The sequence below is a fragment of the Dokdonella sp. genome (genome assembly GCF_019634815.1).
Taxonomy (GTDB): domain Bacteria; phylum Pseudomonadota; class Gammaproteobacteria; order Xanthomonadales; family Rhodanobacteraceae; genus Dokdonella_A.
Genome location: NZ_JAHCAP010000020.1, coordinates 25,310 through 52,085 on the forward strand (window position 1 = coordinate 25,310; position 26,776 = coordinate 52,085).

Below are 26,776 nucleotides of genomic sequence, written 5' to 3' on the forward strand. Positions count from 1 at the left end.
AGGCGCCCGTTTTGCAATGCGGGCTTCCCTCGACTGAGCCAGGCGCAGTGCTACTCTGCGCCGCTCCCCGCACCCGGAATCAAGCCATGCGCAAGCTGCTGAAATGGTCCTCGCTCACCCTGCTCGGCCTCGTCGCCATCGGCGCGCTTGCCTTCGTGCATGTCTGGTACTTCAAGCCGCTCGACATCAACTGGTTCTACGGCCGCGTCTTCGCCCAGTTCGCGCTGCAGAATCCGGAAACGATCAGCAGCATGCGCATCCTGCCGCACTGGGCAGATTTCACGCGTGACCAACTCGATGACGCCTCCCCGGCGCAGGAAGAAGCGATGGGGCATCTGTTCGAATCGGCGCTGGACACCCTGCATCGCTACGATCGCAACGCCTACACCGGCGAGGCGCGGTTGTCCTACGACGTGATGGAGCAGTTCCTTGCGATCCAGGTCGAAGGTGAGCGCTTCCGCTACAACAACTTTCCCGTCAACCAGATGTTCGGCGTGCAGTCGAGCCTGCCCAACTTCATGGCGCAGACCCATCAGGTCAAGTCGGCTGGCGAAGCCGAGGATTACATCACGCGACTGGATCTGTTTCCGCGCAAGTTCGACCAGGTGATCGAAGGCCTGGACCTGCGCGAGTCCAAGGGCGTGATCCCGCCGCGCTTCACCGTCAGCGGCGTGCTCGAGCAGATGCGTGGCTTCATCGCGCCACCGCCACGGCAGAACATGCTCTACACCACGTTCAAGGAAAAGCTCGAAAAGATTTCCGAAGCGCAGATGTCGGCGAGTACGCGCGCGGACCTGCTCGCACGCGTGGAGTCGGCGATACAGACACAGGTGTACCCGGCCTACGGCAAGCTCATCGCGCACTTCGAACAACTGGCCGCCAAGCCGCTGGAGAATCGCGGCGCCTGGAGCCTGCCCGATGGCGATGCCTATTACGCCTGGTGCGTGCGCATGCACACCACCACCGACATGACGCCGGCGCAGGTGCATGAACTGGGCTTGGCCGAAGTCGCGCGGATCAGCACCGAAATGGACGCAATCCTGCGCGCGCAGGGCTTGACCGAAGGCACGATCGGCGCGCGTGTGCAGCAGCTCGCGCGTGCGCCTGATGAGACCTATCCGAACACGCCCGAAGGCAAGGCCGCGATGATCGCGCAATATCAGGCGATCCTCGATGAGGTCAACGGCAAGCTCGGTGACGCCTTCGATGTGCGACCCAAGCTCGGCGTCGTGGTCAAGCCGGTGCCGGCGTTTTCGGAGAAGACCGCGCCCGGCGCCTACTACGAATCGGGCGCCTTCGATGGCTCGCGCCCGGGCATCTTCTACGCGAACCAGCGCGATACCGCCGAGACACCGAAATTCGCGATGCGCACGCTGGCCTATCACGAGGGCATTCCCGGCCATCACTTCCAGATCACGATCGCGCAGGAACTCGAGGGCGTGCCGTTCTTCCGCCGCGTGTTGCCCTTCACCGCCTACAGCGAAGGTTGGGCGCTGTACGCCGAACGCCTGGCCTGGGAACTGGGCTTCGAGAAGGACCCACTCGACAACCTTGGCCGCCTGCGCGACGAGATGATGCGCGCGGTGCGTCTGGTGGTGGATACCGGCATTCATTACAAGCACTGGACGCGCGAACAATCGATCGCCTACATGATGGACAACACCGGCATGGCCGAAGGCGATGTCACCGCGGAAATCGAGCGCTACTTCGTTGCGCCCGGCCAGGCACTCGCCTACAAGGCCGGCATGCTCAAGATCCTCGCGCTGCGCGAGAAGGCGCGCGCCGCGCTTGGTGACAAATTCACGCTCGGTCGATTCCACGATGAGGTGTTGACCCACGGCGCGCTGCCGCTGTCCCTGCTCGAGCGCGTGATCGACGAATGGATCGCGGCGCAACAGCGTGCCCCGACGAGCACCTGAACGCCCGCGAGATGTGCCGCCGTGGATAGCGCTTGCGCCTGATCGCCTTGCGCGCGATCGCGCTACAGTGCGGCGATGTGACGCCGAGGCATTGCGATCGCGCACGCCGCGTCGCGCCGAATCGCGCATGGGAGGTCACGCATGGCATCGGACCGGACGGCCTTCGTGCTCAGCGGCGGCGGGAGCCTGGGCGCCGTGCAGGTGGGCATGCTGCAGGCACTGGTCGAAGCCGGGCTCATGCCCGACTTCGTGGTCGGCACTTCGGTCGGCGCGCTCAATGGCGCGGCCTTTGCCGACGACCCCACACCGAAGGGCGTGCAGCGGCTCGCCGACCTGTGGCGCAGCCTGCGCCGCGAGGACGTGTTTCCGCTCACGCTGCTGGCTGGCCTCAAGGCCCTGCTGCTCAAGCGCGATCATCTGGTCGAAGCGGGCGCCCTGCTGTCGATCGTGCGCGGCATCCTGCACGCCCGGCGCATCGAGCAGACGCGCATCGCGCTGCACGTGACCGCCACCGACGTGCTCAGCGGCGCCGAGGTCACGCTGTCCACGGGCGATCTGGATACCGCGCTGATGGCGAGCACGGCGATCCCGGTGGTGTTTCCACACGTGGAGATCGATGGCCGCTACCTCGTCGATGGCGGCGTCGGCGACAACACACCGATCAACACCGCCGTTGGACTGGGCGCGACGCGCATCATCGTCTTGCCCACGGGCATGAGCTGCGGCCTGCGCGAACCGCCGCGCGACATGGCTGCGCTCGCGCTGCACATCATGAGCCTGCAGAGCATGCGCCAGCTCGACCGCGACACCGAACGCTTTGCCCAACGAGCGCGCATCACGATCGTGCCGCCGCTGTGCCCGCTCGATGTCTCGGTGTTCGATTTCTCGCAGACAGCCGCGCTGATCGACCGCACCGCGCGGCAGACCCGCGACTGGCTCGCCGGCGGCGGCATGGACCAACATGGTCCACTCGATGTACCCCTGCTCCACCATCATGGTCACCACGCCTGAACGGACGCGGCCAAGCGTCATCAGCCACGCAGGCGACTCTTGCCCTGGCATCCGCGATTTGCATCGCCGGGAAAATCATGGCGCAGGATTCCGGCACCCTGCTAGGCTAGGCAGCACACACCTGCTGCGTGTGCGTACGCGCACGGCAGGCATGATCAGGGGGCAAACCGGGTTGCTGTGGCCGCCGCTTGCGGCGCCTGCTCTGCGCGGTGCGCCAAGACGCGAGAGCCGCCATGAATGCAAGCCGCAACGACGCGCACGTCGTCGTTCCCGATCCGCTTCGCCTCGGTCAGGTCCAGGCCCTGTGCGATCTCGACGCACCCTACGCGCATGGCGACGCTGCCGATGCGCTGTTCGTCGCCGCGATGAACGAGATCATCGCCTGGCATGTCAAGCACAACGACTTCTACCGGCGTCTGCTCGCGCGCAGCGGACCTGCTGATGGCCGCGTGCACACGATTGCCGATTGCGCCGCCCTGCCCGCAATCCACGCCAATTTCTTCAAGACCCACGAGATCGCCTCGATCGCGCCCGAACAGGTCGCGCTGCACCTGACTTCCTCGGGCACCACCGGGCAGAAGTCGCAAATGTATTTCGATGCCTGGTCGATCGGCGCGGGCCAGCAGATGGTCGAGAAGATCTTTGGCCACTACGGCTGGGTCACGCCGCAAGCAGCCAACTACCTGCTGTTCAACTACGAGCCGCTTGCCGACTGGAAGGTCGGCACCTCGTGGACTTCCAATTCGCTGACGCGCTTCGCGCCGATCAACGACCTGCGCTACGCGCTGCGTCGCAATGGCAGCGGCGGCCACGAGTTCGATGTGTATGGCGCGATCCGCAGCCTGCAGGAGTACGCCGAGCAGGGTTTGCCGGTGCGCATCTTCGGCTTTCCGGCCTTCGTCAACGCCACGCTCGAACGCATGCAGGCGCTGGGCATGCCAGCGCTGTCACTGGCACCGGGCTCGATGACCTTCTTCGGCGGTGGCTGGAAGGGCCAGGCCGACAGGGCGATCCCGAAGCCTGCCCTGCAGGCACGCATCGAGCAGCAACTGGGTATCGACAACGCGCTCATCCGCGACGGCTTCGGCTCGGTTGAACACAGCGTGCCCTACATCGAATGCGCGCGACATCACTTCCACATTCCGGTGTGGTCGCGCGTGGTGATCCGCGATGTCGCCACGCTCGAACCCTTGCCCGCAGGCGAGCCGGGTTTTCTCAATTTCATCTCCGCCTATGTCACTTCGGCGCCATCGCACAACGTGATCATGGGCGATCTCGCCGCCTGGTATCCGGGCGAGGCCTGCGAATGCGGATCGAGCGCGCCGTGGTTTGACCTGCTCGGCCGCGCCGGCGCCGGCAAGAATCGCAGTTGCGCGGTCGCCGCCGCCGAACTGCTCAAGGGGAATGCCGCATGAACTGGCCGCAGCCTGATCCGAGCACGCCACACCTTTGGCAGGGCCAGTGGCTCGACGACGCCGCTCTCGATGTCCATCTGCACGCACTCGCCGACGAATTGCACGCCGATCTCGCGCGCGCCTCGCCCTTGCCGGCGTTGCTGCGCGCGGCCGATGCGCTGAGCGCGAAACTGCGCCCCGGCGCCGGCCACGACGAGGCCCTCGTCGACTCACTGCTGGCAACGCTGTGCGCGGATCCGGCCACCGATGAGGCACAGGCGCGGGCGATGCTCGCCACGCTTGCCGATCACCTCTCGCGCAGCGCACTCGAAACCAAGTTGCGCCGCGAGCTCGGCAGCCTCGTGCCGACCACGCCGCGTCGCATCGATGGCGCGGTCGACACCTTCGAAGCCTGGGCGCCACTCGGCCTGCTCGTGCACGTGGCGCCGGGCAACGTGCCGACCGTCGCCCCGTTGACGGTGATCGAAGGCTTGCTCGCGGGCAACGTCAATATCCTCAAGGCCAGCAGCGGCGTACCGCCGTTCGCCCAGCACCTGCTGTCGGTGCTGATCGAACTCGATGCCGAGCGCGTGCTCGCACCGTTCATCAGCGTGGTCAGCCTGCCCTCGCGCGATACCGCGCGACTCAAGGCGCTGTTTGCGCTCGCTGACGGCATCGCGGCGTGGGGCGGCGAAGCCGCGGTTGCGGCGGTCAACGAGCTCGCACCGGCCGGTTGTCGCGTGGTCGACTGGGGCCACAAGATTTCCTTCGCCTATTGCGCGGCCGAATGTCTGGATGACGAGCAGGTACTCGAAGCACTCGCGCGCGATGTGTGTCTGATCGAACAGCAGGCCTGTTCGAGTCCGCAGTGCCTGTACGCCGAGGTCGACAGCCGCGAAGCGCTGTTCGCCTTTGCCGAGCGCTTTGCCGGGGTGCTCGCGCGCGTATCGGCGCAGATGCCGCGCGCCGCGGGCGCCGAACCCGGCCCGCAGGAATGGGCCGACATCACCACCGCCTGCGTGCTCGCGGAACTCGAAACCGCCTGGTCCGACAGCACACGCGCGTTTACCGCTGCCGATCGCAGTTGGCGCGTGCTCGCCGAGGACAATCCGGCGCTGCGCGCCTCGCCGCTGTTTCGCACGATCTGGATCAAGCGTCTCGCGCCCGAGCGCATCGTCGACACGCTGCGGCCGATGCGCCGCTGGTTGCAGACTGCGGGGCTGGCCTGTCCGCTGCCGCGGCTGGCCACGTTGTCCACGCGCCTGCTTGCCGCCGGCGTGCTGCGCGTGGCGCGCGTGGGCGAGCAATTGGGCGGTTACGTCGGCGGGCCACACGATGGCGTCTACGCGCTGCAGCGCTACAGCCGTCGCGTGAGCCTGGAGCTGCCGGAAACGACGCGCTCGATTTCAAGTTTCGACGAATTGATCGACGCGCCGCCACCGCCGCTCACCGGCGTGCCGGTGATGGACAAGGCCGCCTTCGTCGCGCTTGCACCCGATGCCACCAGGACGCAGCTGATGTTTCGCAGCGGCGGCAGTTCGGGCGATCCCAAGATGAGCACGTTCAGCTGGGATGACTACCACACGCAGATGCGTGCGGCCGCCGACGGCCTGCGTGCGGCCGGGCTCGATCCGGCGAGCGACCGCTGCATGAACCTGTTCTTCGCCGGCCACCTGTACGGCGGCTTCGTGAGTTTCTGGAGCATTCTCGAAGCGCTCGGCGCGTACCAGCTGCCGATGGCTGGCGTAGACGACCTCGCCGAGGTCGCGCACACCATCGTCGCGCGCAAGGTCGACACCCTGCTCGGCATGCCGTTCTATCTCAATCGCCTGTTCAGCGAGCAGGCGCAGCTGCTGCGCGAATACGGCGGCGTGAACAAGGTGTTCTTCGGCGGCGAGCACATGGCCGCGGCGCTGCGCCGCCGGCTGCGGGAGGAGTTCGGCGTCAAGCTCATCCGCGCCGCGTCCTACGGCAGCAACGATGCCGGCCCGCTCGGCTATCAGTGCGGGCACTGCGAGGATGCGGTCTACCACGTGCTCACGCAGTCGCAATATCTGGAGATCCTCGACAGCGAGCGCGACGCGCCCGTAGCCGCGGGCACACCGGGGCGATTGGTATTCACCTCGCGTCACCGCAGCAGCGTACCGTTGCAGCGCTACGAGATCGGCGACATGGGTCGCGCGGTTCCCGGACCCTGCGCCTGCGGTCGCACGGCACCGCGTTTCGAACTGCTCGGTCGTTATGGCGACCTGTTCCGCGCACCGGCCTTCTTCAATTACAGCCGCTTCGTGCGCACGCTGTCCGAGGAAGGCGCATACGCCGGGCCGGTGCAGCTCGAGCTCAGCCACGATGGCACGCGCCACCGCATCAAGGTGCGCGTGCTCGAGGGATCGGCACCTGCCGCCGAAACCGTGCGGACGCTGTTGCTCGCGCACGATCCGGACCTGCGCCACTTCGTCGAAGACGGCGAGCCGATGACCGGGCTCGACATCGAACACGCGCCGCTCGAGCGCTTCGCCGCCAACGCGGTGACTGGCAAACTCAAATCCATCGTCGACCTGCGGAGTCCTGCATGATCGTCCATTACCCGCTCGACACCATCGTCGGCGCCGCTCGGCAGTTGTCGCCCTACTACCGCGAGTTGTATGCGGGACTGCCCGAGCGCCCCACGCTCGCGCAACTGCCGGTGATCGAGCAGAAGGCGTTCTGGGCGGCCAATACCACCCAGGACAATCGCCTGCTCACCGGGCCGATGCGCGATGGCATGGTGTTCAAGAGCGGCGGGACCACGGGCGAGCCGAAGTTCTCGGTCTACAGTCGCAGCGAATGGGCCGCGTTCACCGGCGTGTTCGGCATGGGCCTCGACGCGGGGGGTCTGGCCGACGGCGATCGCGTGGCCAACCTGTTCTATGCGGGCGAGCTGTATTCCTCGTTCATTTTCATCATGCATTCGCTGCTCGCAGCGCGTGCAGGCAGTCTGCAGTTTCCGCTCTCGGGCCGCGCCGATGCCGAGCTGGTCGAGCATGTGGTGGTCGATTTTTCGATCAACACGATCGTCGGCACGCCAACCACCTTGATGAATCTCGCTGCACATTACATCGGCGCCGGGCACACCGCGCCCTCCGTGCGCCGCCTGCTGTTCGGCGGTGAATCGCTGTATGCCGATCAGCGCGAGATCCTGCGCCAGGCTTTCCCGCAGGCACAGGCCGGATCGGTCGGTTACGCCAGCGTCGATGCCGGCCTGCTCGGCTATGCCGATGCGTCCTGCGGCCCCGATGAGCATCGCGCATTCTCGCGCTACACCCACATCGAGATCCTCGACGAGGCCAGCGGCGAAGTGATCGAGGAGGAGGGCCGCGTCGGCCGCGTGATCGTCACCAACCTCACGCGCCTGCTGATGCCGATCCTGCGTTACCCGGCCGGCGATCTGGGCTGCTGGATCGAACCTGCGGGCACGCCTGATCGCAAGTTCCGCCTCATGGGGCGCAGCGAGGAAGGCGCACGCGTGGGTCCGGCGACGCTGTATGTCGAGGACGTGCGCCAGGTGCTGCGCAGCTTCCACGAACGCCTCGGTGCGAGCGACTTCCAGATGCTGGTCGAGCATGTCGAACACCGTGATCGCCTCACGCTGCGCGTGGCCTGCGCCGCCGATGCCGACACGCGCGGCGCGCTCGAACCCGAACTCACCCGGGCACTGCACGCGGCGCGGCCGATGCTGGTCGACCTGCTCGACCAGGACATGATCCATCCGCTGCGCATCGAGTGGGTCGCGCTCGGCGGCCTGGAAACCAACGCGCGCTCGGGCAAGCTCAAGCGCGTGATCGATCGTCGCCATGAACGCCGCTGACGGCAGCCTGGCACGCGGCGCCTGCCGTCTCACCCTGACCAACGAGCCGGCCGCGACCGCACTCGCCTGTGCGCTTGCCCGTGCGCATGCTGCGCAACTGGGTTTCGACGAACGCGAACTCGCACAGATCGAACTGGGTGTCGAGGAAGTCGTATCCAATGTCGTGCGCCACGCGTTTCCCGCCGACGAGGACGCCAGCTTCGAGGTGAGCTTCCAGCCTGCGGCACTGGGCCTGGAGATCCTGATCCACGACCAGGGCCTGCCGTTCGATCCGACGCGCATCGCCGACTTCGACCCCCTGGCCGAAACCGAGGCGCAGGGCGGCTTGGGCATGCACCTGATCCGCAGCGCGTTCGACGAGGTCGAATACCGCAACCTCGGCCGTGGCGGCAAGCTGACGCGACTGCTCAAGGTGCGTGCCGGCATTCCGATCGGCGAGCGCCCACTGCCGCCGGCAGCAGTCGCGGCCGCCGCCGAACCAGTCTGCGAGGTGCGCCTGCTGCAGGCCGACGATGCGCTCGAGGTCTCGCGCCTGATCCACGAGGCCTACGGCTATTCCTATCCCTACGAACACATCTATTTTCCCGAACGCATCCAGGCGCTCAACGCCAGCGGCCAGCTGTGCTCGGCGATCGCGTTGACCGCATCGGGCCGCATCGCCGGGCATGCCGCGCTGGTGATCGACGCCGATCAGGACGATCGCGCCGAGCTCGCCATCGTGGTCACGCGCATGGAGTTCCGTGGCCAGGGCGTGGCGCGACGGCTCGGCGATTTCCTGCTCGACAACGCCCGCACGCGCGGTCTGCGCATGCTGTTCACCAACGCCGTGACCGCGCATCCGTTCACCCAGCAGTTCATGCATCAGCTCGGCTTCCGCGACTGCGCGCTGTTGCCGGGCCATGCACCGGCTTCGCTGCGTTTTCGCAAGATCGCCGAAACACTGCCGCAACGCGAAAGCTGCATGCTGCTGGTGCGCTATCTCGACGATTCCTGCCGCGGTGAGCGCATGGCCGTGCTGCCTCCCGCACATCGGACGATGATCGAGGCGATCTATGCCAACCTCGACATTCCACTGCGCGAAGCGGCCGCCCCCGCCAGCGGGCAACCCGCACATGCCCGCATCGAAGCTTCGATACACAACGGTCTCGAACTGGCCCAACTCAAGGTCGAACAATGGGGCGCGGATGCACTCGACATCCTGCGCGCACGCCTGGCGCAGCTGCGCCGCGACCGCATGGCGGTCATCGAACTGCAACTGCCGCTGTGCGACCCACGCAGCTGCGCCGCATTGCCTGCGGTGGAAGCGCTTGGCTTCTGTTTCAGTGGGCTTGCCCCCGGCGTGAGCGCGGGCGAGGATTGCCTGGTGTTGGATTTCGTTGCCGACGGCGGCTTCGACTACGGCGTGCTGCAATTGCATTCGCCACTCGCGCAGGGCCTGCGTGAGCATATCGTCAGGCACAACGCCGAGGCCGCGTGAAAGCCGCGCTGCTGCGCCCGCGCTGGAGCTCGCGCCTGCATGTGCGGCTGATCTTTGCGATCGGCGCGGCGCTCGTCCTCATCGATGGTGCGCGCATGGCGATCGGCTATCGCGACGATCGCGCGCAGGCGCAGAGCCAGGTGCGTGCCTATCTGCTGGAAGTGACCCGGCATCGCGCCGCGGCACTCGCCGCGCGGCTCGGCGATGTCATGCAGGCGACGCGCGCGAGCGCATGGTTTCTCGGCTCCGGCCATCTCGCGTTCGACGATCCAACCCTGCTCGACGCACTCACCGGCACGCTGCAGCAGACGCCTCTGATCTACGGCAGCGCGGTCGCCCTGCCGCCCAGCGTCGATCATCGCGCGCTCTACGTGTACCGCGAGGGCAATCAACTGGTGCGCATCGCGCATGCAGAACAGCGCCTGGATTACGCCGACCAGCACTGGTTCAGCGACGCCGTTGCCGCGGACAAGCCGATCTGGAGCGCGCCGTATTTCGATCGCGACCTCGGCCAGACGCGCATGGTCACCTATTCGGTGCCGTGGACATTTCCGCGTGGCGGCACCGCGGTGCTCACCGCGGATATCCAGCTCGACACGCTCGACATCGGTTGGTCGAGCCCCTGGGGCGGCAGCACGCGCATCGTCGACGGCAGCGGCCGCTACCTCGCCAGTTCGGGCGATGTGTCACCACGGCAAGACAGCGTGTTCAGTGCCGCCAAGGCACTCGGCGTGACCGCCTTGCAACAGGCAGGCGAGGAGATGCTGCGCGGCCGCAGCGGCATCGTGCGCACCCATGATCCCCGCTTCGGTGGCCAGGCGGTATGGATTTCCTGGGCACCGATCAGTGGCACGCGCTGGAGCCTCATGGCTCTGCTCTACGAGGACCGGGTGCTGGCCAATGCGCGCGCGCAATTGCTGCATCAGTTCCTGCTGTCGCTGGCGGCATTGACCCTGGTGCTCGGCGTGCTGGTGGCGGTGACACGACGCCTCACGCGGCCGCTCGATGCGCTGCGCCGGGTCGCGCGCGCGGTGCGTCATGGCGACCACTCGCAGCGCAGCGGAGTGCCGGCCCGACGCGATGAAGTCGCCCAGTTCGCGCACGCCTTCGACGGCATGCTCGATGCACTGCAAGTCAGCCAGGACGAACGCCTGCGCGAAGCACAGGCGCGCCAGCGCATCGAGGGTGAACTGGCCGCCGCACGCGAGCTGCAGCGGCGACTGCTGCCGCCCGACTGGTCGCAGTGGAGTCGCGCGGCCGGCCCGACGCCGGGCTTTGCCTTCCACGGTGTCTGCGAACCCGCCACGCTCATGAGCGGCGATTTTTACGATGCCTACCGCCTCGACGACGACACCATTGCCTTGTGCGTCGCCGATGTCTGCGGCAAGGGCAGCGCGGCGGCGCTGTACATGGCGATGGTCTACACGCGCCTGCGCGATTTTTCCGCACCCGGCCGCAGTCCTGCACAGATCCTTGCCGACACCAATCGCCTGCTCTGCGACGAGCGCGAGGACGGCATGTTCGTGACCCTCGTGCTGGCGCACTATCGCTGGCGCGACGGCAGCCTCGGCTATGCCTGCGCCGGCCATCCATCTCCGATGATCGTTCGCCGCGACGGCTCGGTCGAAACACTCACCGCGCGCGATGGTCTGGTCGGCGCCTTTGCCGACAGCCGCTATCACGACGCGCAGGCGCAGCTCGGCCTCGGCGACAGCCTGCTGCTCTACAGCGACGGCATTACCGAAGCCGGGCCCGATGCCGGCCCCATGTACGGCATGACGCGATTGCAGGGCAGCGCCAGCCGCGCCGCGAACTTGCCGCTGGATGCACTATCCAGGGCGATCGTCGACGATGTGCTCGCCCATTGCGGGCAGTCGCCGGGCGATGACATCACCCTGCTGGTGGCGCGGCGACTGGCTGCGTCCTGAAGCGCAGGCGAAGGCGATTGGACTGGTCGACGCGCCGATATTCGAACGCATCGGCGAGGCGCCGCACGAGCAGCAGGCCGAGCCCACCGATCGGCAGCCCGCCAAGCGATTGCGCCGAAGTCGGCGCGGGCTGTGCGGTGGGATCGAAGGCCGGGCCGTTGTCGATCACCAGCAGTTCGACGCCATCGCTTGCCTGTTGCAGACAGACTTCGAAGGCATGACCGTCACGGCCTTGCACCGCATGTTCGATGATGTTGGCGGCAAGCTCATCGAGCGCAAGCAGAATGCGATGCGTGGCGTGCGCACCCACGCCGGACTGCGTCAGCCACGTATTCGCCTGCGCCTGCAAGGCAGCCAGACCGGAATGATCGGCCGGCACATGCCAGCGACCACCCCATTCGGCGCTCACGACGCAGCAACCCCATCGATGCGCAGATGCCGATCGAGACCGGCCATCACGAACACTTCGCGGACCAGCGGTGTCAGATGCGCCAGTTCGAAACGCTCGCCGCCCACCCGCCGCGCGGCGAGGATGCACAGGCGCAGGAAGGCCGAGGCAACGAAATCGCTGTGGGCCAGGTCAAAGCGCAGGTGCTGACCCGGCTCGACCTGTTCGATCTGCGCCAGCAGCGCGTCGTTGAGCGCGGCGCAACCGGCGCTGTCGAGCCGACCGTGAAAAGCCACGCTCAGCACCTGCGGCGATGACTCGACTTCGAAACGCGGTGACGACATGCAAACCCTCCAGCCAGACAGCGATCGATGTGACGGCCCCAAGGCGAGGATAGCGCATGCGCGGGGATGCGCAGCGACGCCGAACGCATGCCCGCTGCGCGCTACACTCGCGCATCCTTTCCAAGGCGCGGCGCGATGAGCAAGGGCACCCACGACTACGCACCCGATCCACGCAATGCCGCGATCCGCATCAACCTCAACGGCGAACTGGTCGCGCGCGAGGACGCCAAGGTCTCGGTGTTCGATGCCGGCTACGTGCTCGGCGATGGCGTGTGGGAAGGCCTGCGCGTGCATGACGGCGGGCTGCCCTTCCTCGACCAGCACCTGGACCGGCTCTACGAAGGCGCCAAGGCGCTTGATCTCGACATCGGCCTGAGCCGCGAGCAGCTCAGCGCACGCATCGTCGAAACCCTGCGTGCCAACGGCATGCGCGATGACGTGCATATCCGCCTCATGGTCACGCGCGGGCTCAAGGCGACGCCGCATCAGGATCCGCGTTTCGTGATCGGGCCGGCGACGATCGTGATCGTGCCCGAGTACAAACAGCCGTTGCCGGAGACGATCGAGCGCGGCATCCGCCTGTTCACCGTGCATGTGCGGCGCGGCGCGCCCGACGTGCAGGATCCCAAGCTCAACAGTCATTCCAAGCTCAACTGCATCCTCGCCTGTATCCAGGCGCAGAAGGCCGGTTGTGACGAAGCGCTGATGCTCGATCCACACGGCTTCGTTGCCACCTGCAATTCGACGCATTTCTTCATCGTGCGCAAGGGCGAGGTGTGGACCTCGACCGGCAAGTATTGCCTCGGCGGCATCACGCGCGGCAATGTCGTGCGCCTGTGCCATGAACACGGCATCTCCATGTACGAAAAGGATTTCAGCCTCACCGACGTCTACGGCGCCGAGGAGGCCTTCGTCACCGGCACCTTCGCCGGCCTCACGCCCGTGCACGAGATCGACGGCCGCGTGATCGGCGACGGCGCTCGCGGGCCCATGTGCCTGCGCCTGCAAACGCTCTATCGGCAACTCGTCGAGCGTTCGAGCCGCGAGGGAGTGCGCGTGTGATGTCGGGTGATGGCCTGCGACTGGCGATGTGGTCGGGCCCGCGCAACATCTCCACCGCGATGATGCGTGCGTGGGAGAACCGCGCGGACTGCACGGTGATCGACGAGCCGTTTTATGCGCACTACCTGCTGCGCACCGGCGTCGATCATCCCGGTCGCGCGCAAGTGCTCGCCGCACAAGACACGGACGCCGCCGCGGTCGCGGCGATGCTGTGCGGGCCGATCCCGGACGGCAAGGCGATCTGGTACCAGAAGCACATGACCCAGCACATGCTCACAGACATGCCGCTGGACTGGCTCGATCGACTCACGCATTGTTTCCTCATCCGCGAACCCGAGCGCGTCGCCGCCTCGTTCACGATCCAGCGCCCCGATGCCGCGGTGTGGGAACTGGGCTTCGAGCAGCAGGCGCGGCTGTTCGACCACGTCTGCGACCGGCTCGGCCAGACGCCGCCGGTGATCGATGCGAAGGACGTGCTGGCCGATCCGCGCGGCACACTGGGCGCGCTGTGTGCGCGGCTGGGTATCGACTTCAGCGAGCGCATGCTGCACTGGCCCGCGGGTCCGCGCGCGAGCGATGGCGTGTGGGCGCCGCACTGGTATGCCGCGGTCGAGCGCTCGACCGGCTTTGCGCCGCCCACCGATGCCGAGCCGGCCTTGACACCGTTCCAGCGCGAACTCGCCGACGCCTGCCGACCGCACTACGAACGCCTGGCCGTGCATCGCCTCGTTGCGTGAATCGCATCGATCAAGGCCGCCAATTCGCGTGGCGTTCCCAGAATTCGACGCTGCGCCGATAGGCCGCGCGCTCAAGCGGCACGCCCGAGCCGCCTTCATCTACGCCCAACGCATTGCGCATCATCGTGATCGGCACCATCGGAATTTCCGCGGGCGCCTGCGTGTACAGACAACCGACGATGCCCCAGTCGGCGTCGATCGGCGTGCCTTCGCGTGCGAGCTGTTCGCGGTCGTAGAGGATCGGCACGAGATAGCGCGCGATCGGTGGCTCGATGCCTTCGAACCAGCGCACCAGCACCGGCAGTTCATCCTTGTTGCGCGCCTCGTAGGCGCTGCGCAGCCGATGCCGGTTGTGCGCGTCGATCGCGATCACCGAGCAGCGCGTCGAAGTCCAGTTGGCATGCACGTGCAATTTGCAGAACGGCGCGTAGCCGTCGAGCACCGCCAGCGGCGCCTCATTGTTGAGTCGTGCAACGAATTCCTCGGCGCTGCAATCCTGGATCGCGGTGAGGCGGCCATCGCGCGGGAACAGGCGCGGCCTTGCAAATTCGGTAAGGACGATGGACATGCTCGATTCCACGCAAAGACGCGAGCATAGCGCGCCGCACTCAGCCCAGCGCGATCAGGGCCACCGCGACTGCGGCAAGGCTGAGCGCAGCGAAATTGATCGCGGACAAGCGCTCGCGGAACAGCCACAGTCCGGTGAGTGCGCCAAGCGCAACCACACCGAGATTCATGCCCGCGAACACCAGCGAAGGCGCATCGGGCAGCGCGCGATGCGCGCGCAGGTAGAACGCGATATTGCCGAAGTTGAGCAGGCCCAGGACGATACCGGCGGCGAGACTGCGGCGGTCGAACCGTACGCGCCGCGCAAGCACGATGATGGTTGCCACCACCAGGGCGAGCGCGAAGACGATTTGCAGCGAGCTGCCCAGTGGCAGACCGCTGCGCGCGATCTGCTTGAACAGGATGTCGATCACGCCGAAGCCGAAGAACACACCGAGCGGCCAGCGCCAGCCTGTGCCCACGAGCGCATCAGCCTCGCTTCGCCAAATCATGCCCGGCAAGGCAACGAGTCCGAGCGTGCAGCCGAGCAGCTTGAGCGGTGCCGGGGTTTCGCCGAACAAGGCGAACGCAGCGAGCAGCGGCAGCAACAAGGACAGGCGCTGGGCAACATCGCTGCGCACGATGCCGGTGCTGCGCACCGAAGCGGCCAGCACGAGAAAGATCGTCGGCAGCAGGATGCCGAGTGCGACCAAGGCCGGCCATGCTGCAGCGGATGAGCCGAGTGGCGCCAGCGTCGGTCGCAGGATCAGCGCGGTGGCGATGCCGGCAACGAGGTAGTTGCAGGCAATCGCCTGCAACAGTTCGATGCGCCAGCGCGGCGCGAGCTTGAGCAGCACCGACACCAGCACGCTGCAGACGACTGCGGCGAACACATTGCTCATGCGCGCCGCGTCCTCACGCGTGCCGTGCGCCGCGCCGGTTCCAGGCAAATCCCGCCAGCAAGGCGAGCAGGGTCAGTACTTGCGCGAGCGTGGTCTGCACGGTCGGAAACAGGCCGAACAGGCCCACACGAGGCAGGCCGGCAAGCTGGGTCACGCCGACCATGCCCGCTTCCTGCAGCGCCGCTACGCCCTTGCCCGCGAGCACCACCGCGAGCACGGCCATCAGCCATGCGCTCCAGCGGAAGAAGGTCGCAATCGGCAGCATGCGGCTGAAGCGCAGCATCGCCATCGCGATCAGACCCAGCAGCACGATCGCACTGCCCGCACCTGCGAGCAGGGCCGCACCATTGCCTTGCGACCACAGCGCCGCGAAGAACAGGATCGTCTCGAATACCTCGCGGTAGACGACGAGGAAAGCAAGACCGAACAGCAACCACGCTGCACGTCCCGACAGCGCGCGCGACATCTTCTCGCGGATGTAGCGCTGCCAGTGGTCGGCCTGCGCCTTGCCATGCATCCAGATGCCGACCGAGACCAGCACCAGCGCGGCGAACACCGAACCAAAACCCTCGGTGAGTTCGCGGCTGGCGCCGCTGATCTCGATCAGCCAGGTCGCCGCGGCCCAGGTCAGTCCGCCGGCGAGCAAGGCACCGATCCAGCCGGCATGGACGTAACGCACCACCTCGACGCGCTCGGCCTTGCGCAGGAAAGCGAGCATCGCCACGACGATCAACAGGGCTTCGAGGCCTTCGCGCAGCAGGATCGTCAGCGCGCCGAGGAAACTCGCAAGCTGCCCACCACTGCCTCCCGCGAGCGCGGCTTCGCTTGCGCCGATCAGTCCATCGAGCGAGGCTACACGTTGCGCCAGGACCGTCGCGTCTTCGCCTTCGGCAATGCCGCTGCGATAGGCAGCCATTGCGCTTTCGACGCGTGTCAGCAAGTCGCCATCGTGCGCCGCGAGCGTGGGCTCGATCGGCTCGAAGCCATCGAGATAGGCCGACAAGGCGAGTTGATTGGCCTTGCGGCGATCACCCTCGCGGTAGGCGGCCAGACTCTGTGCAAGTCGTTCGCGCGCAAGCGCCAGCGTGCCCGCCCCGGGCTTTGGCTGCAGCGTGTCGGGATGACTGCGCAGCCAGGCGGTGATCGCGTCGGCGGTGGTGGCACCGACTTCGGTCTCGAAAGTCGCCGGCGTGAGCTGCGTGAGCGCCTTGAGATCGGGAATGCGCGCGCGCAAGTTCGCATCGGCTTGCCACAGGGCTTCACCCTTGGCGACCTGAGCCGGCGCGAACGCGAGTTGACCGACATGGAAGGCCAGCGCCCAGCGCTCGTCGTTGGACAACTGCGCAAAACCCGGCATCGAGGTGCCATCGACGCCCTGGGTGATCGTCTGGTACAGCGCGAGCAAGCTGCGCTGACGCGCGCGTGCGGCGTCGTCGAAAGCAATCGGTGCGGGCGACAAGGCCGCTGCGGCCGGACCGTGGCCATCGCCATTGGCACCGTGGCAGGACGCGCATTGCTGCGCGTACAGCCGCGTGCCGAGCGCGGGATCGGGCGTGCGCGCGGGCGCCACCGCAACCGGGTAGGCCGCGAGCAAGGCTGCGCCAAGCGCACGCGCCTGCGTTGCCACCTGGGCGGCATCGGCTTTCCGTGCGATCGCTGCCTGCAACTGCGCGACGCCGCCGAGCAGATCCGCGCGTGCAGGATGCTCGGGCAAGGCACCGATACGCGCTGCGACGGTCGCCGCGAACTCGACCTGTTCGGCGTACTCGCTCTCGCTCACGATCTTGCCGTGCTCCACCGCGCCGGCGTAATCGACCGCGATGTAGTCGAGCAAGCGCCAGGCGGTCTGCGCATCGACATCGTCGGCGCGTGCCGTGCCATGCAGGGCCAACAACAGCGTGGCTGCACACGCCACACGCACGACAAAATTCGTGATCGACACCTTGATCCCCAGCTGCGCTTGCAGGGTCCGACAGGCTGGCATCACGGCGCGCGACAAACGAAAGCTCGCGGCGGCGGGTAGGGTGCTGGCGATCGGGCCGGGTTGAATGCGAATGCGTGCAAGGATATTCCAAATGCGCATGTGAGCGCTGGCCGGGGCATGAACGCCGCATGCGGCCGTAGTCGCGGCTGTCGCTGGCCGCGCTCGATCGGTGCCGTGTGAGCCGGCATCTATCTCTTTATCCCGACGAAAAGATATAGTGCACAGTCCGCCGATTGCCCATGCCCTTCCATGCCTGCCGTACCGATTTCCTTCGAGTTCTTCCCGCCCAAGACCGACGAGCAGAAAGCCACGCTCGAAGCGGCACTGCCCAAGCTCAAGGCGCTCAAGCCCGACTACGTGAGCTGCACCTTCGGCGCCGGCGGCTCCACGCTCAACTACACGCCCGAGACGATCCGCCGCCTGCACGACGTGCATGGCCTCGACGCCGCGCCGCATCTGTCATGCATGGGCGGCACGCGCAAGGAAATCGCGGCCCTGCTCGGCAGCTACCGCACGATGGGCTGCAAGCGCATTGTTGCCCTGCGCGGCGACCTGCCCTCGGGCATGGCCAGCCACGGCGACTTCCGCTACGCCAGCGACCTCGTCGATTTCATCCGCCGCGAACACGACGGCTTCTTCCACATCGAAGTCGCCTGCTATCCGGAAGTGCATCCGCAGGCCGACGACGCCCACGCCGACCTCGCACATTTCAAGTCCAAGGTCGATGCCGGTGCCGATGGCGCAATCACGCAATATTTCTACAACGCCGACGGCTATTTCCGCTTCGTCGAGGCGGTGCGCAAGATCGGCATCGACATTCCGATCGTGCCCGGCATCATGCCGATTGCCAACTTCAGCCAGCTCAAGCGCTTTTCCGACATGTGCGGCGCCGAGATCCCGCGCTGGCTGGGCAAGCGCCTGCACGCGCTGGGCGATGATGCCGAGGCAATCCGCGATCTCGCCTCCGACTTCGTCGCCGACCTGTGCGACCGCCTCGTCGAAGGCGGCGCGCCGGGCCTGCACTTCTACACGCTCAACCGCGCCAGGCCCACGCTCGCGGTGATCGAACGCATGCGCAGCCGAGGCTGAGCGATGGGCGCGCCATGCGCCCCAACAGCGGAGCAAGAACGGCAGCGGAGCAAGCTCCGCTCTACACGGCGGTTGGTTTTGTAGAGCCGAGCTTGCTCGGCTCGGATCCGCGAAAGCAGCGGAGCAAGCACGAGAGCGGAGCAAGCTCCGCTCTACGACGGTGGTGGGTTTTGTAGAGTCGAGCTTGCTCGGCTCGGATCCGCGAAAGCAGCGAAGCAAGCACGAGAGCGGAGCAAGCTCCGCTCTACGACGGCGGTGGGTCTTGTAGAGCCGAGCTTGCTCGGCTCGGATCCGCGAAAGCAGCGGAGCAAGCACGAGAGCGGAGCAAGCTCCGCTCTACGACGGCGGTGGGTCTTGTAGAGCCGAGCTCGCTCGGCTTGAAGCGCGTGGGAGCGGAGCAAGCTCCGCTCTACGGTGATCAGGGATACGGCATGCATGCGCGACTTCGCGCACCCGCGATCGGCGCGCTGCGCTGCTCAGGCCAGCTCGGCCAGTTCGCTCTCGCGTTCCCGGTGCGGGCGCAGGCTGTCGATCACGAACACCGCCAGCGCGAGCCAGATGCAGGCAAAGCCGACCAGACGGGCCTGGTCGAAGGCTTCGTGGAACACGAACACGCCGCACAGCAATTGCAGGGTTGGTGCGATGAACTGCAGGATGCCCGTGGTGGTCAGCGAAATCCGCCGCACTGCATAGGCAAAGCCGATCAGCGGCAGCGCGGTGAAGATGCCGCCGAGCATCAGCAGCATTGTTGCGGTCGTGCCATAGCCGTGCGCAAAGCCACCGCCGCCGTGCCATTCGATCCAGCCCAGCCACAGCAGCACGGGCACGAACAGGTAGGCGCCTTCCACGCCCAGGCCGGCCACCGGATCGACATGAGCGAGTTTGCGCAGCAAGCCGTAGAGCGCAAAGGACACCGCGAGAACGATCGCGATCCACGGAAACTGGCCGTATTGCACCGTGAGCCAGACCACGCCCGCGGCCGCGATCGCCACCGACAGCCATTGCAACGGACGCAGGCGTTCGCGCAGGACCAGCACGCCGATGACGACGTTGAGCAGCGGGTTGATGAAATAGCCGAGCGAACTTTCGACCACATGGCCCGCATTGATCGCCCAGATGTACAGGCCCCAGTTGACCGAGATCAACACGCCGCTCAGGGCGAGCATCCACCACAGCCGTGGATGTCCTCGCAGCGCCTGACGCAGCCAGTGGCGGCCATCGCGCCAGACCAGCCAGGCGGCAACGAACAGCGTGCTCCACAGCACCCGGTGCAGCACCACCTGCAGCGCCGGCACGACCTCGAGCAAACGCCAGTACAGCGGCGCCACGCCCCAAGCGGTGAAGCTGGCCAGCGCGGCCCAGGTGCCGCGCGTGCGTTCAGTGGTCGCGCTCATCGAGTCTGCTCATTGCCTTTGCGAGAGTCGCGCCGTGTCACGACCACACCCGCGGCGCGCATTCAAGCGATCGCGCAGCATCACTGCCAGCGTGCCGCAGCGGCCAGTGCGATTGGTCACGACGGCACGCCTTCACCCCGCGCCTGCGAGGCGCGCGTCCGACCTCCATGCGGGCAGGCGGCCGCATCAAGTCGTGCAGCACCGCGCCCGCCAGATGCGGTCGAGCCCAGGATCGGTTCACGCCAGCGCCGCCTCGTGCACGCCGGCGACCGCGCGGCCCGATGGGTCGGCGGCCGTGGCGAAGGCGGGGTCCCACGCGATCGCGGCGGGTGAGGAGCAGGCGATGGACTTGCCGCCCGGCACGGTTGCCGCGCAGGCTGCGCCGGGGAAGCTGCGCTCGAACAGGCAACGATAGAAATAGGCTTCCTTGGTGGCTGGCGTGTTGTACGGAAAGCGCGCGGCCGCAGCGGCGAACTCGCGGTCGCTCACGGCTTGTTCGGCGTGGGCCTTGAGGCCATCGATCCAGCCATAGCCGACGCCGTCGCTGAACTGTTCCTTCTGCCGCCACAGGATCGCTTCGGGCAAGGCGCCGGCGAAGGCTTCGCGCAGGATCGCCTTCTCGATGCGACGGCTGCCGTCGGCCTGCACGCCGGCCATCTTGTGGTGCGCATCCATCGACATCGCCACGTCGAGAAACTCCAGGTCGAGGAAGGGCACGCGCGCTTCCACGCCCCAGGCCATCATCGACTTGTTCGCGCGCAGGCAGTCATAGCTGTGCAGCGCATCGAGCTTGCGCACGGTTTCCTCGTGGAAGGCCTGCGCCGAGGGCGCCTTGTGGAAGTAGAGATAGCCGCCGAAGATCTCGTCCGAGCCTTCGCCCGAGAGCACCATCTTCACGCCCATCGCCTTGATCCGCCGCGCGAGCAGGTACATTGGCGTGGAGGCGCGAATGGTGGTGACGTCGTAGCTTTCGATGTGGCGAATCACTTCGGGCAGCGCATCGAGGCCTTCGGCAAAGCTGTAGACGAAGCCGTGGTGCACCGTGCCCAGCGCATCGGCGGCGACCTTGGCTGCAGCCAGATCGGGCGAGCCTTCCAGACCGATCGCGAACGAATGCAGGCGCGGCCACCAGGCTTCGCTGCGATCGCCGTCCTCGATGCGCTCGCGCGCGAACTTCGCCGCGCAGGCCGCGACCAGCGAGGAATCCAGTCCGCCCGAAAGCAGCACGCCATAGGGCACGTCGGTCATGAGCTGGCGATGCACGGCCGCTTCGAAGGCCTTGCGCAGCGAAGCGGGCTCCACACGCACACCGCGCGTGTGCGCATAGTCGCGCCAGGGCTTGTGGTAGTAGCTGCGCAGCTCGCCGACACGGCTGTCGTAGACATGGCCGGGCGGAAAGGCCTGCACGTCGGCGCACAGCTCGGCCAGCGCCTTCATTTCCGAGGCCACACACAGGCGTCCCTGCGCGTCGTGGCCCCAGTACAGCGGGCATACGCCGAGCGGATCGCGCGCGATCAGGTAGCGATGGCTGGCGGCATCCCACAGCGCGAAGGCAAAGATGCCGTTGAGCCGTGCGATCCATTCACCCGGTGAAGCATCGCCGGCCTCGCGATGGAGCGCGTTGATGACTTCGCAATCCGAGCCGCTGGTGAAGTCGTAGGTACTGGCCGCGCGCAGTGCCTGATGGTTGTAGATCTCGCCATTGACCGCGAGCGCAAGCGCGCCATCACGCGAGCGCAGCGGCTGCGAACCGCTGGCCGGATCGACGATGGCCAGGCGTTCGTGGACGAGGATCACGCCGGCATCGACGAACACGCCGCTCCAGTCGGGCCCGCGATGGCGCTGACGCTGCGAACAGGCCAGGGCCTGCCGGCGCAGCTCGGGCAGATCATCGCCCGGATGAAGGTCGAACATTCCGAAAATCGAACACATGATGGAACTCCTTGGAGGTTTCAGGTCGCGTGGAACGAGGTGGTGCCGCGGCACCCTTGCCACCAGAACCTGCCCGATCGCGGGCCACAAAAAAGGCCCGCTGCGGGCGGGCCTTGGTGTCGTATCGGTATGAAAATCGCCTACGCACAAGCCCCGCGATGTGAGCGCGGATTATTGTTGCGACGATTGTTCGCAGCCGCGACAGCGGCGGCGGGGTTGGGCACAATCGGGCGAATGGACAGATGCATGGCCGAACTAGAGCACGAGCGCGTGGCCGACGCAAGCGACTTTTCGCGATATGGACGAACACGGGGCGGGCAGTTGAGACACCTCGGCCTGTTCGCGCTGGTCTTGTGGCTGCTCGGCAGCGCCGCATCGGTGCAGGCCGAGGAATCCGGCCAGCGCGTGCACCGCTGCATCGGTCGCAATGGCGAAGTCGTGTTCAGCGGCACCTGGTGCAGCGCCGAGCCGGCTTCTGCGGGCGCACTGGCCAAGGCGCAGAGCGAGGCAGCCGCGCAGGGCGCACCCGCCGCAGATACCTGCGCGACTTCGGTGGCGCAACTGCGTGAACGCATCGCCGGTGCGATCGCGCGCCAGGATTCCAACACCATCGCCGGCGCGATGCGCTGGCGCGGCGTGAGCGGCGGCGAGGCCAAACAGGTGCTCGCGCAACTGCGCGATCTGGTGCGCGAACCCCTGCTCGCGATCGAGGGCGGCAGCACCTCGATCGAGGTCAAGACCGGCAGCAATCTCGATGCCGGCGTGCGCAGCATGCGCTTTGGCATCAGCGACGAAAGCGGTTGCTACTGGCTGAGCTGGTAGGCCGGGCCGGCCGCGCGCGCTGGTATCATGAGCGTCCTTGCGCGGAGAGGCGACATGACCCAGCAATACCCCGAACACATCTGGCAGAACGGTCGCATCAAGCCCTGGGCCGAAGGCACCGTGCACGTGATGGCGGCCGGCCTGCAGTACGGCGCCTCGGTGTTCGAGGGCATCCGCAGCTACGACACGCCCAAGGGCGCGGCGATCTTTCGCCTCTCCGACCATAACCGGCGCCTGCTCAACTCCGCGAAGATTTACGAGATGGAGGTGCCCTACACCTTCGACGAGATCAACGCCGCCTGTCGCGACGTGCTCAAGGCCAATGGCTACGGCGCGGCCTACCTGCGTCCCTGCATCTATCGCGGTCTGGGCGGCTTCGGCCTGTCGGCGCAGACACCGATCGACGTCTCGGTGGCAACCTGGAAGATGGGCGCCTACCTGGGCGCGGGCGTGCTCGAAGCGGGCATCGATGCCTGCGTGTCGAGCTGGCAGCGCGTCGCGCCCAACACGATTCCCGCAGGCGCCAAGGCCGGCGGCAATTACCTGTCCGGCTCGCTGATCGCGCGCGAAGCGCGGCGCCTGGGCTTTGGCGAGGGCATTGCGCTGGCCTCGACCGGCCTGCTCAGCGAAGGCGCGGGCGAAAACCTGTTCCTCGTCTTCGACGGCGCGCTGCACACCACGCCGGTGAGCGCGGCCTTGCTCAACGGCATCACCCGCAACACACTGATCACGCTCGCGCGCGCCAACGGCATCGAAGTGATCGAACGCGACATCCCGCGCGAATACCTGTACCTCTGCGACGAGTTGTTCATGTGCGGCACCGCCGCCGAGATCACCCCGATCCGTTCGGTCGATGGCCGCAAGGTGGGCGCCGGCAAACCCGGGCCGCTCACCCAGCGCATGCAGGAGCTCTTCTTCGGCCTGTTCAACGGCAAGACGCCGGACCAATGGGGTTGGCTGGAGCCGGTCTGAGCGCAGACCTGCGCCGGTCCGTACGGCGTCCGCCATGCGCAGCTTCGTCCTGCGGGCACGCTCCACCCCGGTCGACGGCGCCGCCCTGCTGGCGTCCGTCGGCAACGGCGCGCACAGCGAGATTCTCGCGCACACGCTGATGAACGCGCTGTTCGTGGCGCAATCGCATCGACCCGGCGTGGTGCTGCACCTGGTGCTGGAGAAAACCGCCGACTATTCCCGCACGATCAGCTTTCATTCCGACGAACTGGGCGATCTGGGCGGCTTCCACGAACAAGCCCTGCTCGGCACCATCGCCCAGGCTCTGGATGCCTCGCGCGGCATGGGCAAGGAGGAATGCCGCGCCGTGGCAGCGGGCATCACGGTACGCACGACCAGTTTCGAAAAGCTGGTCGCGGCGCTGGCCGCGGATCACCCCTTGTTCGTCATGGATCGCAAGGGCAAGGCGATCGGCGCAGAGGAATTCCCGGACGATCCCTGTTTCATCCTCACCGACCACCTGCCGATGCCGAAGAACAGTGCCCACGGTCTGGCGCGTCTGGGCGCACGCCCGCTCAGCCTGGGACCACGCATGCTGTTCGCCTCGCAATGCGTGGTGTTGATCCACCACGCGCTGGACTGCTGCGATGGCTGATCAGGCGCGTCGACGCTTCACCGCTTGCATTGCGACCGCCCGCAGCGAGCCATCGCGGTGACCCCGTGCGCCACCCTGATACAACAGGATTTCGCAGACGAAACCACAAGCCACCCGCCGGGTGCGCATTGGGTGCAGCCCACGGCGCAGGCGCCGATCGAGCATCGAGCCTTGTCCTGCCGCTGCGCCTTATTGCGCCTTGTGCAGACAGGGGCAAGTCTGGGGCGCGTCTGGACCGGGTCGCGGCATTGATTTTGCCTTGACCCACCGGGGTCAAGCCCATGCAGGCGTGGCGTTCGAGGGGGATGGGACCATGAGGCAATCGCAGCATCAGGGCAATGCGGCGCGCAGGGCCGCGCGATCGGACCGGGCACGACTCGTCGGCGCCGCGCTGGCACTGGCGCTCTCCACGCAGGGCTTCGCGCAGGGGCTGCCCGCCTTCCCGGGCGCCGAGGGTTTCGGCGCGATCGCCAGTGGCGGGCGCGGCGGCGCGGTCTACAGCGTGACCACGCTCGATCCCGATCCGGCCGGCACGCTGCCGGGCTCGCTCAACCACGCCCTGCGCCAGACCGGGCCACGCACCATCGTGTTCAGGGTCAGCGGCGTCATTCACGGCATCGCCAACATCGTGCATGGCGATGTCACGATCGCGGGCCAGACCTCGCCGGGCGGCATCATCGTGCGCGGCCTCATCTGCGATGGCCACTACGAACAGAACGATTGCGACAATGTCATCGTGCGCCATCTGCGCAGCCGGCCCGCCTGGAACCTGTCGGTGCCAGCGGGGGGCGAACGCCTCGACGATGCGCTGCGCCTGGATGGCATCAATCGCGCGATCTTCGATCACGTTTCGCTCGCGCACGCGACCGACGAGGCACTGCAGATCAGTTGGGCCTCGGACATCACCGTGCAGGATTCCATGCTCGGTGAAACGGTCGGTTCGCATGCCGACCGCGGCGGCGTGTTGATGAACTACTCGCATGCCGATCACCCGCAGGACCGCGTCGCCCTGATCCGCAACCTGTGGTATCGCGTCGGCGGCCGCATGCCCGAGATCACCTGCGAAGCGAGCAACTACGACGGCGATCCCGGCCTCATCGCCAGCTGCCAGAACACGCCGCTGCACCTGGAACTGGCCAACAACCTGTATGTCGATCCGGGGTTCCTGCTCTGGTACAACCGCGACGTCGACCAGGTACCCGCCAATGGGCCGTATCGCGTGCGCATCAACGCGGTCGGCAACCGCTTCGTCGCGCGCGCGAGCTATCCCTACGGCATGTTCCTGCATGATCTGCTCGACGTCGCCGACAACCAGCTCTACGTCAGCGACAACCAGCTCTCGCTGTATCCAAGCTGGAGCGATTACCAGTTGTTCTATTGCTGCAACGACTTCGCCCAGGAAGGCCCGAACGGTGATCTTGGCGTCGCGCAGCGCCGCAGCACGCGCCATCCATTTCCCGCCGTTGCCTACGTGTCTTCCACCCAGCTTCTGGCCAGCGTCGCCGCGCAGGCCGGCGCATGGCCGACTGACCCGCTCGACCGCCGCTGGCGCGACTCGGCGCGTGCCGGCCTGCCGCCTGCGGTCGATTGGGGCACGCCGCTGGCCGATGACGACTTCGATCTGGACTTCAATCCCGCGCAGCCACCTGCCGCGCCCGCCGACACGGATGGCGATGGCATGCCCGATGCGTTCGAACTGGCCAACGGCCTCAACCCCGCCAACGCCAGCGATCGCAACGGCACTCAACTGGCGCTGGCCTGCATGGGCATGGCCGGCTACACCAACCTCGAGTGCTATCTGCAGCAGCGTGCCTTCGCATTGCAGGACCGGATCTTCACCGACGGCTACGAACAGGGCTGAGGCCGATCAAGGCCTTCGCACCCACAGCGCGTTCGGGCGCGCGTGCCGCCATGCCAGTTTCTGGGAAGGCGTCATCCTTTCCGGCGAGAGCGCACCCTGATCGAGGTCAGCGCCCGAACCCATGGGCGCGAGCCACTGATCCTCGCCTGCGCCAATCTCGCACCATTAGCCTAACGCTGGCCTCGCCGACACTCTTTCCAGGGCGGTTGCTTGCGCCACCCCGTGGTTCAAGGCGACGCTTTGCTCCTTCCAACCGCTCGTGGCGAGATCCGTACCACGAGGCTGTGGCGCAGCCACCGGTCGCGGGACGAAGACCAAACGATGAACGGTCGGTGACATCGGGCTCATGTCTGCTTCCTGCGCCTCCGACGAGCGTCATACACGTCGCCCCCCCCGCCCGGTCATCGGCGTTGCCGGTGCGGGGAACTGCCGACGCAAACAAGCTCGCGAACCGAACGGGAATGAAGGCGAAGCAGTTCACAATGGTGACGCACAGTTCGACCCTATCGCGCGATGTTTGTGTAGGATCGATC

General features: G+C 66.8%; 21 protein-coding genes. 14 read left to right on the plus strand and 7 right to left on the minus strand.

Annotated elements, in window-relative coordinates; all coding sequences use genetic code 11:
* The first annotated feature begins 86 nt into the window (after positions 1–86).
* The 7 genes from KF759_RS10530 (at position 87) to KF759_RS10560 (ending at position 11,576) form a co-directional block, all read left to right on the plus strand.
* A complete protein-coding gene (locus KF759_RS10530; protein WP_291225221.1) occupies positions 87–1,919 on the plus strand; it encodes a DUF885 domain-containing protein in 1,833 nt (610 codons plus the stop codon).
* Between the two features lie 141 nt (positions 1,920–2,060).
* Entirely contained in the window at positions 2,061–2,930 is an 870-nt protein-coding gene (locus KF759_RS10535) for a patatin-like phospholipase family protein (RefSeq protein ID WP_291225223.1), read from the plus strand.
* A gap of 233 nt (positions 2,931–3,163) precedes the next feature.
* Positions 3,164–4,345 carry a hypothetical protein gene (locus KF759_RS10540; RefSeq protein WP_291225225.1) on the plus strand — a complete coding sequence of 394 codons (1,182 nt, stop codon included), beginning with the start codon at positions 3,164–3,166 and terminating at the stop codon, positions 4,343–4,345.
* Positions 4,342–6,900, plus strand: coding sequence for an acyl-CoA reductase (locus KF759_RS10545; RefSeq protein WP_291225227.1), 2,559 nt, complete (start codon positions 4,342–4,344; stop codon positions 6,898–6,900). The genes KF759_RS10540 and KF759_RS10545 overlap by 4 nt, the downstream gene beginning before the upstream one ends.
* Complete coding sequence (locus tag KF759_RS10550; protein WP_291225229.1) at positions 6,897–8,171, plus strand: AMP-binding protein; 1,275 nt, start codon at positions 6,897–6,899, stop codon at positions 8,169–8,171. Before KF759_RS10545 ends, KF759_RS10550 begins: the two co-directional genes overlap by 4 nt.
* Positions 8,158–9,648 carry a GNAT family N-acetyltransferase gene (locus KF759_RS10555; protein WP_291225231.1) on the plus strand — a complete coding sequence of 497 codons (1,491 nt, stop codon included), beginning with the start codon at positions 8,158–8,160 and terminating at the stop codon, positions 9,646–9,648. Before KF759_RS10550 ends, KF759_RS10555 begins: the two co-directional genes overlap by 14 nt.
* Positions 9,645–11,576 (plus strand): SpoIIE family protein phosphatase, encoded by a 1,932-nt coding sequence (locus KF759_RS10560; protein ID WP_291225233.1) that lies wholly within the window; start codon positions 9,645–9,647, stop codon positions 11,574–11,576. Before KF759_RS10555 ends, KF759_RS10560 begins: the two co-directional genes overlap by 4 nt.
* On the opposite strand, the gene KF759_RS10565 is transcribed toward KF759_RS10560, so the two are convergent.
* Both KF759_RS10565 and KF759_RS10570 read right to left on the minus strand, forming a co-directional pair.
* Positions 11,539–11,985, minus strand: a complete 447-nt coding sequence (locus KF759_RS10565; RefSeq protein WP_291225235.1) for an ATP-binding protein — start codon at positions 11,983–11,985, stop codon at positions 11,539–11,541. The genes KF759_RS10560 and KF759_RS10565 overlap by 38 nt on opposite strands.
* Positions 11,982–12,308: an STAS domain-containing protein gene (locus tag KF759_RS10570; protein WP_291225236.1), complete on the minus strand. Its 327-nt coding sequence runs from the start codon at positions 12,306–12,308 to the stop codon at positions 11,982–11,984. Before KF759_RS10570 ends, KF759_RS10565 begins: the two co-directional genes overlap by 4 nt.
* A gap of 135 nt (positions 12,309–12,443) precedes the next feature.
* Between KF759_RS10570 and KF759_RS10575 the strand changes: the two genes are divergently transcribed.
* Positions 12,444–13,370, plus strand: coding sequence for an aminotransferase class IV (locus KF759_RS10575; RefSeq protein WP_291225237.1), 927 nt, complete (start codon positions 12,444–12,446; stop codon positions 13,368–13,370).
* On the plus strand, positions 13,370–14,107 hold the full coding sequence (locus KF759_RS10580; protein WP_291225239.1) for a hypothetical protein: 738 nt from the start codon (positions 13,370–13,372) through the stop codon (positions 14,105–14,107). Before KF759_RS10575 ends, KF759_RS10580 begins: the two co-directional genes overlap by 1 nt.
* 10 nt (positions 14,108–14,117) lie before the next feature.
* On the opposite strand, the gene KF759_RS10585 is transcribed toward KF759_RS10580, so the two are convergent.
* Genes KF759_RS10585 through KF759_RS10595 form a run of 3 tightly spaced genes read right to left on the minus strand, consistent with a single transcriptional unit; the run spans position 14,118 to position 17,497 of the window.
* Entirely contained in the window at positions 14,118–14,675 is a 558-nt protein-coding gene (locus tag KF759_RS10585; protein WP_291225241.1) for a DUF3228 family protein, read from the minus strand.
* A gap of 40 nt (positions 14,676–14,715) precedes the next feature.
* Positions 14,716–15,555 (minus strand): EamA/RhaT family transporter, encoded by an 840-nt coding sequence (locus KF759_RS10590; RefSeq protein ID WP_291225243.1) that lies wholly within the window; start codon positions 15,553–15,555, stop codon positions 14,716–14,718.
* Between the two features lie 13 nt (positions 15,556–15,568).
* Complete coding sequence (locus KF759_RS10595) at positions 15,569–17,497, minus strand: cytochrome c/FTR1 family iron permease (RefSeq protein ID WP_291225245.1); 1,929 nt, start codon at positions 17,495–17,497, stop codon at positions 15,569–15,571.
* A 291-nt stretch (positions 17,498–17,788) separates the two neighbouring features.
* Between KF759_RS10595 and metF the strand changes: the two genes are divergently transcribed.
* Complete coding sequence (gene metF, locus KF759_RS10600; RefSeq protein WP_291225246.1) at positions 17,789–18,628, plus strand: methylenetetrahydrofolate reductase [NAD(P)H]; 840 nt, start codon at positions 17,789–17,791, stop codon at positions 18,626–18,628.
* A gap of 476 nt (positions 18,629–19,104) precedes the next feature.
* Here metF and rarD read toward each other — a convergent pair whose 3' ends face one another.
* Both rarD and asnB read right to left on the minus strand, forming a co-directional pair.
* Positions 19,105–20,022: an EamA family transporter RarD gene (gene rarD / locus KF759_RS10605; RefSeq protein WP_291225249.1), complete on the minus strand. Its 918-nt coding sequence runs from the start codon at positions 20,020–20,022 to the stop codon at positions 19,105–19,107.
* A 237-nt stretch (positions 20,023–20,259) separates the two neighbouring features.
* Positions 20,260–21,954 carry an asparagine synthase B gene (gene asnB, locus KF759_RS10610; RefSeq protein WP_291225251.1) on the minus strand — a complete coding sequence of 565 codons (1,695 nt, stop codon included), beginning with the start codon at positions 21,952–21,954 and terminating at the stop codon, positions 20,260–20,262.
* Between the two features lie 246 nt (positions 21,955–22,200).
* On the opposite strand from asnB, the gene KF759_RS10615 reads away from it, so the two are divergent.
* From KF759_RS10615 to KF759_RS10630, 4 genes are all read left to right on the plus strand, one after another.
* Positions 22,201–22,776, plus strand: a complete 576-nt coding sequence (locus tag KF759_RS10615; protein ID WP_291225253.1) for a hypothetical protein — start codon at positions 22,201–22,203, stop codon at positions 22,774–22,776.
* 54 nt (positions 22,777–22,830) lie between these two features.
* Positions 22,831–23,748, plus strand: coding sequence for a branched-chain amino acid transaminase (locus KF759_RS10620; protein WP_291225255.1), 918 nt, complete (start codon positions 22,831–22,833; stop codon positions 23,746–23,748).
* A gap of 34 nt (positions 23,749–23,782) precedes the next feature.
* On the plus strand, positions 23,783–24,382 hold the full coding sequence (gene trmY / locus KF759_RS10625) for a tRNA (pseudouridine(54)-N(1))-methyltransferase TrmY (RefSeq protein ID WP_291225257.1): 600 nt from the start codon (positions 23,783–23,785) through the stop codon (positions 24,380–24,382).
* Positions 24,383–24,695: 313 nt separating this feature from the next.
* A complete protein-coding gene (locus tag KF759_RS10630; protein ID WP_291225259.1) occupies positions 24,696–26,243 on the plus strand; it encodes a hypothetical protein in 1,548 nt (515 codons plus the stop codon).
* Positions 26,244–26,776 lie beyond the last annotated feature (533 nt).